General features: G+C 61.5%; 10 protein-coding genes. 8 read left to right on the top strand and 2 right to left on the bottom strand.

Annotation, left to right across the window (positions count from 1 at the left end):
* Positions 1-4: 4 nt before the first annotated feature.
* From J2Y63_RS27840 to J2Y63_RS27850, 3 genes are all read left to right on the top strand, one after another.
* A complete protein-coding gene (locus J2Y63_RS27840; RefSeq protein WP_435268783.1) occupies positions 5-1012 on the top strand; it encodes an ABC transporter permease in 1008 nt (335 codons plus the stop codon).
* Positions 1013-1046: 34 nt separating this feature from the next.
* Entirely contained in the window at positions 1047-1994 is a 948-nt protein-coding gene (locus tag J2Y63_RS27845) for a substrate-binding domain-containing protein (RefSeq protein ID WP_435268760.1), read from the top strand.
* A 196-nt stretch (positions 1995-2190) separates the two neighbouring features.
* Positions 2191-3102 (top strand): MurR/RpiR family transcriptional regulator, encoded by a 912-nt coding sequence (locus J2Y63_RS27850; protein WP_435268761.1) that lies wholly within the window; start codon positions 2191-2193, stop codon positions 3100-3102.
* Positions 3103-3147: 45 nt separating this feature from the next.
* Here the strand turns inward: J2Y63_RS27850 and iolG are convergent, their stop codons facing one another.
* Entirely contained in the window at positions 3148-4149 is a 1002-nt protein-coding gene (iolG, locus tag J2Y63_RS27855; protein WP_435268762.1) for an inositol 2-dehydrogenase, read from the bottom strand.
* A 108-nt stretch (positions 4150-4257) separates the two neighbouring features.
* On the opposite strand from iolG, the gene J2Y63_RS27860 reads away from it, so the two are divergent.
* The 5 genes from J2Y63_RS27860 to J2Y63_RS27880 all read left to right on the top strand — a co-directional run bounded on the left by J2Y63_RS27860 (position 4258) and on the right by J2Y63_RS27880 (position 10537).
* Positions 4258-5451, top strand: coding sequence for a Gfo/Idh/MocA family protein (locus tag J2Y63_RS27860; RefSeq protein ID WP_435268763.1), 1194 nt, complete (start codon positions 4258-4260; stop codon positions 5449-5451).
* 93 nt (positions 5452-5544) lie between these two features.
* On the top strand, positions 5545-7386 hold the full coding sequence (iolD, locus tag J2Y63_RS27865; protein WP_435268764.1) for a 3D-(3,5/4)-trihydroxycyclohexane-1,2-dione acylhydrolase (decyclizing): 1842 nt from the start codon (positions 5545-5547) through the stop codon (positions 7384-7386).
* A 45-nt stretch (positions 7387-7431) separates the two neighbouring features.
* A complete protein-coding gene (locus J2Y63_RS27870) occupies positions 7432-8484 on the top strand; it encodes a sugar phosphate isomerase/epimerase family protein (RefSeq protein WP_435268765.1) in 1053 nt (350 codons plus the stop codon).
* Positions 8485-8537: 53 nt separating this feature from the next.
* Positions 8538-9671, top strand: a complete 1134-nt coding sequence (locus tag J2Y63_RS27875) for a Gfo/Idh/MocA family protein (protein WP_435268784.1) — start codon at positions 8538-8540, stop codon at positions 9669-9671.
* A 59-nt stretch (positions 9672-9730) separates the two neighbouring features.
* A complete protein-coding gene (locus J2Y63_RS27880) occupies positions 9731-10537 on the top strand; it encodes an SDR family oxidoreductase (protein ID WP_435268766.1) in 807 nt (268 codons plus the stop codon).
* A gap of 362 nt (positions 10538-10899) precedes the next feature.
* On the opposite strand, the gene J2Y63_RS27885 is transcribed toward J2Y63_RS27880, so the two are convergent.
* Positions 10900-12453, bottom strand: coding sequence for a hypothetical protein (locus J2Y63_RS27885; RefSeq protein WP_435268767.1), 1554 nt, complete (start codon positions 12451-12453; stop codon positions 10900-10902).
* Positions 12454-12802 lie beyond the last annotated feature (349 nt).

The following is a 12802-nucleotide window of genomic DNA, read 5'->3' on the forward strand; positions in this document are numbered from 1 at the left end:
CGACATTACCGCCACGTCCGCCGGCAACGCCACAGCGTCGCCGGGCCGCACCCTTGCGGGCATTTTCGAGGCTGCCGGCCCGCTGATTGCCCTCATCCTGCTGATGCTCATCGGTTCCCTGATGAGCGACAGCTTCCTCGGCGCGGAAAACCTCTCGAACGTTTTCACGCGCAGCGCCATCATCGGCATTATCGCGGTCGGTGCCACTTTCGTCATCACGGCGGGCGGGCTTGACCTTTCGGTTGGATCGCTCTCGGCGCTGGTCGCGGGCGTGACGATCATGTTCATGAATTCGGCGGCCGAGGTGCTGGGGCCGGGTTGGCAGCTCGTTGTCGCCGGCATCGTCTGCTCTCTTGTCGTCGGTGCGGCTGCCGGTCTCCTCAACGGTGTCATGATCGTCAAAGGGCGGGTGGAAGCCTTCATCGTGACGCTCGGCGCCATGGGCATCTTCCGCTCGGTCATCACCTGGCTTGCGGATGGCGGCTCCATCTCCCTTGATTTCTCGCTGCGCGATGCCGCACGCCCGATCTACTACGGCCAGGTTCTTGGTATCGCCGTGCCGATCCTCGTGCTTGCCGTTATTGCCATCGTCGGTGAACTGGTGCTGCGGCGCATGCGCTTCGGCCGGCATGTGGCCGCCATCGGCTCAAACCGGCATGTCGCCTTCTATTCGGCGATCCCTGTCAACCGCGTGCGCATCCTCACCTACGTCATCCAGGGTCTCTGCGTCGCCGTCGCGACGGTGATCTACGTGCCGCGCCTCGGTGCCGCGACGCCCTCGACCGGCCTGATGTGGGAACTGGAGGCGATTGCCGCCGTCATCATCGGCGGCACGGCGCTCAGCGGTGGTTTCGGCCGCATCTGGGGCACCATCGTCGGCGTGCTGATCCTCGGTTTCATCAGCAACATCCTCAACCTCACCGGCTTCATCAGCCCCTATCTCAACGGCGCATTCCAGGGGGCGATCATCATCATCGCCGTGCTGCTGCAGCGCGACCGTTCGCAGGGCTGACACCTTCTTTTCACTTCAACAGGGAGACAAGTGAATGTTCGACAGATTGAAATCCATGCTTGCCGCAGGCGCGGTCGCCGTCGCAGCGTTGGCGACGCCAGCTCTTGCCGCCGACGCCGTCATCGGCGTCTCGATCCCGGCCGCCACGCACGGCTGGACGGGCGGCCTCAACTACCACACCAAGCGCACCATCGACCGGATGAAGGAAGCCTTCCCGAATATCGACTTCGTGCTGGCGACCTCGTCGAGCGCCACGCAACAGGTCAACGACATCGAGGACCTCATGGCGCGCAACATCAATGCGCTCGTCGTTCTGCCTTTCGAATCTGACCCGTTGACCGAGCCGGTCAAGGCCGCCAAGGCCAAGGGCGTGTTCATCGCGACCGTCGACCGGGGTCTTGCCGAAGAAGGCATCGAGGACCTCTATGTCGGCGGCGACAACCCGCAATACGGCACGGCGGCGGCCGAATACTTCAAGAAGAAGTTTCCGGATGGCGGCAAGATCGTCGTGATGCGCGGCATCCCGACAGCGATCGACAACATCCGCATCGACGCCTTCAATGCGGCGCTGAAGGATACCAAGATCGAAGTGCTCGACATGCAGTACGCCAACTGGAACCCGGACAAGGGTTTCGAGGTGATGCAGGACTATCTCCAGCGGTTTCCTGAGATCGATGGCGTGTGGGCCGGCGACGACGATGCCGCACTCGGCGCCATCGAGGCTATCAAGCAGGCGGAACGCAAGAACGTGACGGTGCTGGGCGGATCCGGCATGAACAAAGTGATCAAGCTGGTGATGGACGGCCACGACATGGTCGATGCCGACATCTTCTACCCGCCGACGCTGATCATCCCCGCCATCGAACTCGTCACCATGAAGTTCGCTACGCAGGCGCCGATCAACGGTCGCTACGTGCTCGGCAGCCCACTGATCACAAAGGACAATGCGGCGGAATACTACTTCCCCGACGCCCCCTATTGAAAAATGAAAGGGGTGCGCTCGTCAGGGCGCACTCCGTATAGTCGCCCCTGGAAGGGCGGTTGGATAGGTCCGCCGCGACAAGCGTTGCGGATTGTCGATTTTTGCAATACTGCACTGATCAGGCGATTGGAACGCGCGGAAGACAAGTACGAAATGCCGCGTCCTCTTGCACATCACACTTCAGGAGTTGCGCTGCATGCCACGGGTAAAACAGTCCGATCAGCCGCCACCGCGCACAGCCAACTACGAAACATTCGTCAACCTCGTCACGGAGGCTTACCCAAACCTCAGTGACCGTTTCCAGCAGGTTGCCCGCTTCATCACGCAGAACCCGAACGTGGTCGCGATGCAGTCGATCAACGCGATTGCCGAGCAGTGCGGCGCTCACCCGTCCATCCTGGTGCGGTTCGCCCAGAATTTCGGTTTCTCCGGCTTCAAGCAGCTCCAGGCGGTTTTCCAAAGCCGGCTCTCGACGGCAGCACCCGGTTATCGCGAGCGCATCAGCGCCTTGGACGTCGATCTGGAGAAGAACAAGCGGAAGGGAAACCTCGGCTTCCTCCACGATCTGGTCGTTCGCGATATCGCAACGCTGCAGGAACTGCTGAGCGCGACGCCCGAGGAAAGCCTGTCCCAGGCCGCCAAGGCGATCAAAAACGCGAATACCATCTTCATCGCAGGCCAGTTGCGGTCTGAGCCGATCGCAAAATTTCTCCGCTACGTGCTCTCCATGCTTCAACTGCGGGTCATTCTGCTCGACCCGGCGGGCGGGCTGGCACCTGAAATGGCGCAGGTCATGGGCAAGAAGGACGTGCTCGTCGCAATCGCCTTCCGCCACTATGCCAAAGAGGTGGTGACGATCGCCGATGTCGCGGCACACAACGGTACGCCGATGGTCGCCATAACGGACAGCCAGTTGTCGCCACTTGCGAAGAGCGCCAGCGTTCTCTTCACGATTCCGGAAGATGAGTATTCGTTCTCGCGCTCGCTTGCGGCACCCATGTGCCTGACCCAGGCCATCGCGGTCGCGGTCGCAGCGCTGCTCCAGGAAGACAAGAAGGACTCGCCGCAGATCCCGACGGTCACGGGAAACCAGCGCCGCAAGCCCTGAGAGGGGAATGCCCGCCATATCGGTTAGGAATGGCGGGCAGCGCTCTCACCCGACGATTTCGCGGATGTTGACGAACCGCCGCTCGGCGCGCGAGAGATTTGCGGCCTCGGCAAGTGCGAGGGACTTTTCGCCGTCCTCAAAGGTGGCATCCGGCGTCGTGTTGGATTCGACGCAGTCGATGAACGACTCGAGTCCCAGCGCATAGGCTTCCGCATAGCGTTCGATGAAGAAGTTGAGGAAGGGCTCGCCGGCGCCCGTCGCTGTCGGGCCGAACCGCTCGAGGCCATGCGCCCGGCGGTTTCCGGAGATGAGCATGCCGTTCGATCCCAGGATCTCGACCCGCTGGTCGTGACCGTAGATTGCGGCGCGGGAATTGTTGATGTGGCAAAGCTTGCCGCTTTCCGTGCGCAGAACGACCATGGTGGAATCGACGTCGTTCAGTTCGGCGAGCGTCGGATCGATCAGCGCGCTGCCGGTGGCGAACACCTCGACGGGTTCCTCGCCGAGCATGAAGCGCGCGAGGTCGAAGTCGTGGATGGTCATGTCCTTGAAGATGCCGCCCGATGCCTTCAGATATTCGCGCGAGGCAAGGCCGGGATCGCGTGAGGTGATGATCACCTGGCGGATATCGCCGATCTCGCCGGAACGGGCAGCATCGCGCGCCGCCCGGTGGCCCGGATCGTAGCGACGGTTGAAACCGATCTGGATAGGCTTGTCGAAGCCCTTTAGTGCCGCGCGGCAGGCCTTGACCCGGGCCAGCGACAGGTCGATGGGCTTTTCGCAGAAGATGGCCTTGCCGGCCTTTGCGGATGCCTCGATGAGGTCCGCGTGTGTCGGCGTGGACGTCGCGATCAGCACGGCATCGGCCTGGGCGATCGCCTCTTCCGCGCTACCCGCAACAAGGCATCCGAACTGACGGCCGACCTCTTCCGCTGCCGCGGAAACGGGATCGTACACGGCGGCGAGTTCGGCTTTGCTTGAACGCACAATCGTGGCAGCATGCATCTTTCCGATGCGCCCGCAGCCGAGCAATGCGATCCTGATCATCAACTTCCTCCTGATGGTTATGCAAAAAAAGTTGCACATTTGATATTCCGTCAATATTAATTCTGCAAGCCTGTTTTCAGGCCATGGCGGATTTTGAGGGAGGGGATCATGGCAGAGGTTTCCGGCGGGCAAGAATTTCCATTTGCCGAGCGCCGTTTGCGGCTTGGCATCGTCGGCGGAGGGCAGGGTAGCTTCATCGGCAAGGTGCATGCTCGGGGTGCCCGGCTTTCCAACCGTTGGGACGTCGTCGCGGGTGCACTGTCGTCCCGGCCGCAGGTCGCAAAGGAATCCGGGCGGGCCTGGCTGCTGGCGGATGACCGCATCTACACGGACTACCGCGTGATGGCCGAGCGCGAGGCGGCGCGGCCGGATGGCATCGATGCCGTGGCGATCACCACGCCGAACAACTCCCACCATGCCATTGCCTGCGCCTTCATGGAAAAGGGCATCGACGTCATCAGCGACAAGCCGCTGACCACGACGCTTGCCGATGCGCTCGATCTGGTCCGCCACCAGAAAGAGACGGGTCTCGTCTTCGGCGTGACCTATGCCTATGCCGCGTCCGCAATGGTTCGTCAGGCGCGCCAAATGATCCGCGAAGGCGCGCTTGGCACACTCAAGCAAGTGCATGTCGAATATTTCCAGGAATGGGCGCTGATCCCGCCCAAGGATGCCGGTGCCGGCGCGCAATGGCGCGTCGATCCGTCGATCGTCGGTCCCACCTTCACCACCGGTGATATCGGTACCCATTGCCACCATCTCGGCGCCTTCGTCTGCGGCCGTCCCGTCACGGCGGTTCGGGCGGAGTTTCACACACTGGGTCCGCCGAAGGCGCTTGAGGACACGGCCTTCATGCATGTGCGCTACGAAGGCAACATTCCCGGCACCATCATGATCTCCCAAGTGGCGCCCGGCGCCCATTGCGGGCTTCGCATCCGCGCCTTCGGCGATAAGGCGAGCTTGGAATGGAACCAGGAGGAGCCTGAGATCCTGCATTTCCGCCGCTTTAACGAACCGACCCGCGTGCTCACGCGCGGCGAAGGCGCCGGAATCGGCATGCATGCGGCGCGTTTCGTGCACATGCCGCGTGGCCATCCGGAGGCGCTGAGCGACGCTTGGGGCAATCTCTACGAGGAATTTGCGATTGCCGTCGAGGCACGCCGCCTTGGCAGGACCCTGCCCGCCGGGTTGCTCGAATATCCGACGGTGATGGACGGTGCGCTTGGTGTGAAGTTCATCGAGGCGGCGCTCGCATCGAGCCAGTCGGGCGGGCAATGGATGGATTGCGCACTACCGATGTGACGTTGCAATAAGTATTGCAATAATCCGAAAAATGAAATAATGGTTCTGGGCATAAAGCCGGCCCTGCAATGCCGGCTCAGGGAGGTTTTTTAAATGGCTACCATTCGTCTTACCATGGCGCAGGCCCTGGTGCGCTATCTCTGCAACCAGTTTACTGAAATCGACGGCCGACGCGAGCCGCTTTTCCCGGGCGTGTTCGCTATCTTTGGCCATGGCAACGTGACCTGCCTCTCGGAGGCGCTGGAGGCGGTCCAGGACACGCTGCCGACCTGGCGTGGCCAGAACGAGCAGTCCATGGCGCTGGCCGCGATCGGCTTTGCCAAGGCGACGCGCCGGCGCCAGATCATGGTCGCGTGCAGCTCCATCGGTCCGGGTGCGCTGAACATGGTGACGGCTGCGGGCGTGGCGCACACCAATCGTCTTCCCATCCTGCTTCTCGCCGGGGACAGCTTCGTCAACCGCCGCCCCGATCCGGTGATGCAGCAGGTCGAGCATTTCGGCAATCCAACCATCACCGTCAACGATGCCTTCAAGGCCGTGACGCGCTACTGGGATCGCATCACTCATCCCGAACAGATCCTCTCGTCGCTGCCTCAGGCGGTTGCCGTGATGCTGGACCCCGCCGATTGCGGCCCAGCCTTCCTCGGCCTGCCGCAGGATGTGCAGGAGATCGCCTGGGACTATCCGGAAAGCTTCTTCACGCCGACCGTGCACAAGGCGCCGCGCCCGCGGCCCGACCGCGACAGCCTTGCGGAAGCGATCCGCGTGCTGAAGGCAGCCAAGCGCCCACTGATCATCTCCGGCGGTGGTGTGCGTTATTCCGGCGCGGAAACGGCGCTCGCCGATTTTGCCGAAAAGCACGGCATCCCGCTTTGCGAGACCATTGCCGGCAAGGGCACCGTCACGCATGACCATCCGGCCCATGTCGGCCCGATCGGCATTGTCGGCTCCACTTCGGCCAATGCGCTTGCCGGTGAGGCTGATGTGATTCTGGCGGTCGGCACACGACTCATGGACTTCACGACGGGCTCATGGACGGCCTTCTCGCCCGACGCCCGGTTCGTCTCGATCAATGCCGCACGCTGGGATGCCAACAAGCATCGCGCCGTCGCCGTGGTCGGCGACGCGCTGGAAACGGTGAACGAGTTGGAAGCAGCGCTCGGCGATCACAAGGCCGATGGCGCTTGGACGGAAAAGGGCCGGCTAGAATTCGCCAAGTGGAACGATGCGCTCGACGGCTACCAGAAGCCGACCAACGCGCCCGTGCCGACTTACGCCCAGGTCGTCGGTATCGTCAATTCCAAGGCGAAGGACCGTGACCTGATCATCACCGCCGCCGGTGGCCTGCCGGGCGAGGTGATGAAGAACTGGCGCGTCAAGGCACCGAACACCTTCGATTGCGAATTCGGCTTCTCCTGCATGGGCTACGAGATCGCTGCCGGCTGGGGCGCGGCCATGGCCGATCCCAGCCGCACGCCGATCGTCATGATCGGCGACGGCACCTACATGATGATGAATTCGGACATCTATTCGACCGTGCTCTCCGGCCACAAGATGATCCTCATCGTCTGCGACAACGGCGGCTATGCCGTCATCAACCGGTTGCAGAATGCCAAAGGCGGCGCCTCCTTCAACAATCTCATCAAGGATTGCCGCGTCAAGGAGCCCTTCGCTGTCGACTTCGGCAAACATGCTGAGTCGATGGGTGCGCTTACCCGCCATGTCGAAAGCCTTGCCGATCTCGGCGATGCGGTCGAATGGGCGCAGACGACGAACCGCACGACCGTGCTCACCATCGTCTCCGACGCCTTCACTTGGACCCCCGGCGATGCCTGGTGGGATGTCGGCGTGCCGCAGGTCAGCGAGCGGGCGGAAGTCAATGCCGCCGCGAAGGACCAGCGGGAAGGCCGCAAGAACCAGCGCGTCGGCGTCTGATCGCGCCACGGCCTCGGCACCATACTCATCTGAAGGACGACAAGCATGAGAACCATCAAGGGTCCCGGCGTGTTTCTCGCGCAATTTGCCGGCGATGACGCACCGTTCAACTCGCTGAAGGGACTGGCCGGCTGGGCCGCAGACAAGGGGTTCAAGGGTGTTCAGATCCCCACCTGGGACAGCCGAGTGATCGATCTTGAACGGGCGGCGGACAGCCAGGATTATGTCGACGAGATCAAGGGAACGCTGGACGAGCATGGCCTCGTCGTGACGGATCTCGCCAGTCACCTGCAAGGGCAGCTCGTCGCTCTCCACCCGTCCTTCAACCTGCCGGCCGATTCTTTCGCGCCGGCCAAGGTCCACCTTGATCCAGCAGCCCGGCAGGAATGGGCCGTCAACCAGTTGCTCTGCGCGGCCAAGGCTTCGCGCCGCTTTGGTGTCGATCGCCATACGACCTTCAGCGGAACGCTTCTGTGGCCCTATTTCTATCCCTATCCGCAATGGCCGGACGGGCTGATTTCCGACGGCTTCGATGAACTGGCGCGCCGCTGGCGCCCTGTCCTCGATGCTTTCGATCACGAGGGGGTCGACGTCTGCTATGAAATTCACCCAACCGAAGACCTGCATGACGGCCTGACCTTCGAGATGTTTTTGGAGCGCGTCGACAACCATGCGCGCTGCAACATCATGTATGACCCGAGCCATCTGGTGCTTCAGTCGATCGACTACCTCGCCTACATCGATCACTACCACCAGCGCATCAAAACCTTCCACGTCAAGGATGCCGAGTTCCGGCCCACGGGCAAGACGGGCGCCTATGGCGGCTATCAGCCCTGGGTCAGCCGCGCCGGCCGCTTCCGTTCCCCCGGAGACGGACAGGTCGATTTCGGCGCGATCTTCTCGAAACTGACGGGCTACGGTTTCGACGGATGGGCCGTGCTCGAATGGGAATGCTGCCTGAAGAACTCGGAAGACGGCGCGGCAGAGGGTGCACGCTTCATCCGCGATCACATCATCAAGGTCTCGGATCGCGCCTTCGATGACTTCGTGAAGTCCGGCGCCGACCGATCCGTCAACAATGAAATCCTCGGGATCTAAGGACCTTGGCCGTGTCGAACACAAACCTGTCCAACCGTCGTCTTCGCCTTGGCATGGTCGGTGGTGGCGAGGGCGCCTATATCGGCGGCATCCATCGCTTCGCCGCGCGCCTCGATAACCACTATGACCTCGTGGCGGGTGCGTTCGATGTCGATGCCGAACGTGGCCACAGCTTCGCCGCGAAGAACTTTATCGACCACGACCGCTCGTATAGCGATTATCTCGCCATGGTCGCGAGAGAGGGTGCACGGGACGACCGGATCGATGTGGTGGCGATCTGCACGCCCAACCACACCCATTTCCCGATCGCCAAGGCGTTTCTCGAAGCGGGGTTCGACGTCATTTGCGAGAAGCCGATGACCACGACCGTCGAGGACGCGATCGCGCTGCATGATCTCGCGCAAACAACGGGGCGTTTCCTCGGGGTGACGTACACATATAGCGGCTATCCGATGGTCCATGAGGCGCGGGCGATGGTGGCACGCGGCGACCTCGGCAAGGTCCGTGTGGTGCAGGTCGAGTATCCCTTGGAATGGATGGCGACGGGCATCGAACTGCAAGGCAACCAGCAGGCCGCCTGGCGCACCGATCCGAAGAAGAACGGGCGCGGCGGCTCGATCGGTGACATCGGCACGCATGCCTATCATCTCGCGGGCTTCGTAACCGGATTGAAGGCCGGGGCTGTCGCCGCCGACCTCGCAACGTTTGTCGAGGGCCGCGCGCTCGACGACAACGCCCATGTGATGATCCGCTACGAAGGCGGCGCGCGCGGCCTTTTGTGGTCCTCCCAAGTTGCGATCGGCCAGTCGAACGGCCTGCGGCTGCGGGTCTTCGGTGAGAAGGGCAGCCTCGCCTGGCATCAGGAGCAGCCGAACGAACTGGTCTTCACCGGGCTCTTCGGTGCTCCGGAGACGATCAAGCGCGGCCGCGACGATCTCACCGACGGTGCGCGCGTCCGAACCCGCACACCGCCCGGCCATCCCGAAGGCTATATCGAAGCGTTCACCAACCTCTATTCCGGCTTCGCCGCCGTCATCCGGGCGAAGGAAAGCGGAGCCTCGGCCGGGCCGTTCGGGGAGGGAATTCCGTCCTCTTATGACGGGCTCAAAGGTGTCGCCTTTGTCGACGCCGTGGTCGACAGTCATGAAAAGCACAATGGCGGATGGTTGCCGTTGCAGTTCGCGTAGCGCGCGCTGGACGAACCGGACCGCAGGAACAGCGCGCAGGCGCACGAGAGGAAGTCCAAATGGCACAGTTTGACAACAAGATCGTCGTCGTGACCGGCGGCACCCAGGGCCTTGGTGCCGCAACCGCAAAACTTCTTGCCGAACGCGGCGCGAAGGGGCTGGTGATTTGCGGGCGATCCGAAGAGAAGGGCGCGGCGCAGGCGGCCCAACTTGAAGCCCTGGGCGCAAGAACCGTTTTCGTCAAAGCCGATCTGTCTGATGTGGACGACTGCAAGTCCGTCATCGCGGCGGCCGACAACACATTCGGCCGGCTCGACAGCCTGGTGAATGCTGCCGGCATGACGAACCGCGGAACGATCCTCAACACCAGCCAAGAACTCTTCGACCAGCTGTTCGCGGTCAACACCCGCGCGCCGTTCTTCCTCATGCAAAGCGCAATCGAGCTTTTCAAGCGCGACAGCATTGCGGGAACAATCGTAAACATCTCGACCATGTCGTCGATGGGCGGACAGCCGTTCCTAGCAGCCTATAGCGCCTCCAAGGGCGCGCTCGACACGCTGACGCGCAACACCGCCTATGCCGCCCTGAGAAACCGCATCCGCGTGAACAGCCTCAATATCGGCTGGATGGCGTCGGACGGTGAGGACCGGACACAGCGCGAGCTGGACGGCCAGCCGGCCGATTGGCTGGAGAAGGCCGTCGTCGCACAACCCAATGGCCGCCTGATCGATCCGAATGAAGTCGCCCGGGCAATCGCATTCCTCGCATCGGAGGAATCCGGTCTGATGACGGGTGCGATCATCAATTTCGACCAGGCAATCTGGGGTGCCTATGACAGTCTGCCGCATGCAAGTGCGGCGCTATAAATGTCGTTCATCAGCTTACCGGAATAGGTAGGCCAACTAATTGACGATGTTGGATGATCACCGATGTTGTGCGCTCCTGGAGCTACACGTCAGCGGTTCAAATCTCTTCAAGGCGAAGCTGCTCCAGCACCTGCTTCGACGCCCTCTGCGGTTCTCGCTAAACGGCGGCTTAACGCCTCCATTCCGGCCGTTCACTCGGGCCGCAAATTTCTCCAAAGCAGCCGCACGGCCTGTTTGTGCTAAATGTCCCAGTTGGGGTGGGTAAGTGCCGCGCTTCAACGCGAATTCAAAACGCGAGAACGTCGCGAAAAACTCGAGCGCGATGGGAGCGAGGTTTTGCTCGATGCCGTTGCGATAGTCTTTCATCCGTTGGTCCCTTGCGGCCAGATGGCTACGGCAAGCGCTGCCGACTTTGCATTGTACTTCATGAAGTGCTTTCGGAACGCGGTGACGAGGCCGTCATCCTTCGTCCCCTTGCACAGTGTCAGCACCTCCGGTCCGAGACGCCAGCCAATGGTGTAGCGGGTCGGCTTGATCGATGCCTTGGCTTTTTCAAGGAACTGGATCGACTTCTCGGTCAGGGGCGCGGTTGTCCAGAATTCAAAATGAACCGGCAGGTTTTTCCAGTCGGCATGCTCTTTTGCGGATTTGAAGAAGATCGGCACGTTGTGCTGCAGCCACTTCTCGACTTCCTCGTGCGGCGTCTCGCCATAAGGCGAGTGGCCCTTGCACTCGATAAAGGTCAACGACAGGTTATCGCGCACTGCGATCACGTCGGCCTCGGCCTCCTTTGTCTCCTGCTTGAATATCCGGTTCATTCGCACTTGGTGGGCGCCGGTTTTTCGGAAGATGTCGGCTGCTAGGTATTCAAACAGGGTACCTCTCAACTGGTTGGCGGCGCCCTCGATCTTGCCGAACTTGCTGAACAGCTCATCGAACGCGGTCGGGTCAATCGTCGAGAGCGCGGCCGCTTTCGTCAGGACGCTTGAGAGCTGTTTCAATCCGGCCGCGATTTCCTCGCCGAATAGATTGGCGGGTGTCGCCGGCACGATGCCGTTTTCCTTGAGCAGCTTGAAAGCTTCGCCGCTATAGCCTCCGGCCACAAATATCTGCAAGCACGGCCCGATATTGCGAAGTCCTCTTAAGGTCCTGCACTTCGTGACGAACGGCCGGACACCCTCGACCGTGGCATAATCCCCCAAATACACATCGCACACGACGAACCCCGGCTTGTCCTTGCCCTCTTTGCCGGACTTCACCATCGGACCAAGATAGGACGGCGCGGTTAAGTCCCACGCGAAGGTGCCCACTCGAGGCAGGGGGTCCCCGTCGCGGGTCGCTACCTTCCCGTAGCTGACGATTCCGAGTTTCTTCAGCCAGTCGCTTACCGCCGTGAGCAGGAAACCTTCGGTGATAAGACGGGTGCGAACCATTTCGGCGAGGCCGTGATAGTAGCCCTCCGCCTGCACGATCACGATGCAGTCTCCGAGTCCTGGCAGCGCAACTCGCTGGAATAGGCCAGCCTCAATGAGATGCTTCAACACGCTCTCGGCGGACAGATGTTTGAGCTGTTTCACCGGCGAACCGCACACGATTGAAAACAGCCGCTCGGGCACTGCCCCGCCGCGCTGCCTCAACGCAGCAATGGCGTGGCCATAGGCGGACTTGGTCAGCATCAGAGCTTCGACCAGATTCTCCCAATACTGGGGCGAGCCGAACTGCTGCTCGAGATACATGTACCGGGCTTTGCGGGGAAAGGTGAGGTAGCCGAGCCGCCGCACATTGCCTGCAAGCCTAGACACTCGCTTTCGTGCCGCGACCGGCGAAATGCCTAGCGACTTTACGAGATACTCCGCGACCTCGCTCGATAGGCGAGGACCGTGCGTATCTAGGAAGCTTTCAACCACGTCACTCATGATTTTTCGCGCATGTCACACAGCGCTATTAATATCATGAGTACATGGCCGGGTCTCCTTTTTTGCGGGGTCCACCTTATGCTTTGAATTCGTTCGATAATTTCACCTCAAAAGAGCGGAAAACAATCAACTATGTCACAGTGGCCATGTCCGGTAAGCCCGCATCACGCTTCCACTAACTCAGGCGCAGGACCATCACCACCCGCCGCCGTTGTACATTAGTGATCTCATAGTGTCCGCTTTTCGCACGGCGCCAAACCTAGTCGACGACGGGAGGGGCGGCGAAGCTGATGTCGAGCGGTTCGGGTTAGAACGGCAGCTCTTGGGCTCTCCAAAAACATCTCCCACT

The organism is Shinella sp. BE166 (assembly GCF_051201095.1).
Lineage (GTDB): Bacteria > Pseudomonadota > Alphaproteobacteria > Rhizobiales > Rhizobiaceae > Shinella > Shinella lacus.

Bases quoted from the DNA above. Each gene is read 5' to 3' on its own strand.
- iolD (WP_435268764.1), top strand. From the start codon at position 5,545: ATGGCTACCATTCGTCTTACCATGGCGCAGGCCCTGGTGCGCTATCTC.
- iolG (WP_435268762.1), bottom strand. From the start codon at position 4,149: ATGATCAGGATCGCATTGCTCGGCTGCGGGCGCATCGGAAAGATGCAT.
- J2Y63_RS27870 (WP_435268765.1), top strand. From the start codon at position 7,432: ATGAGAACCATCAAGGGTCCCGGCGTGTTTCTCGCGCAATTTGCCGGC.
- J2Y63_RS27845 (WP_435268760.1), top strand. From the start codon at position 1,047: ATGTTCGACAGATTGAAATCCATGCTTGCCGCAGGCGCGGTCGCCGTC.
- J2Y63_RS27860 (WP_435268763.1), top strand. From the start codon at position 4,258: ATGGCAGAGGTTTCCGGCGGGCAAGAATTTCCATTTGCCGAGCGCCGT.
- J2Y63_RS27880 (WP_435268766.1), top strand. From the start codon at position 9,731: ATGGCACAGTTTGACAACAAGATCGTCGTCGTGACCGGCGGCACCCAG.
- J2Y63_RS27875 (WP_435268784.1), top strand. From the start codon at position 8,538: ATGGTCGGTGGTGGCGAGGGCGCCTATATCGGCGGCATCCATCGCTTC.
- J2Y63_RS27850 (WP_435268761.1), top strand. From the start codon at position 2,191: ATGCCACGGGTAAAACAGTCCGATCAGCCGCCACCGCGCACAGCCAAC.
- J2Y63_RS27885 (WP_435268767.1), bottom strand. From the start codon at position 12,453: ATGAGTGACGTGGTTGAAAGCTTCCTAGATACGCACGGTCCTCGCCTA.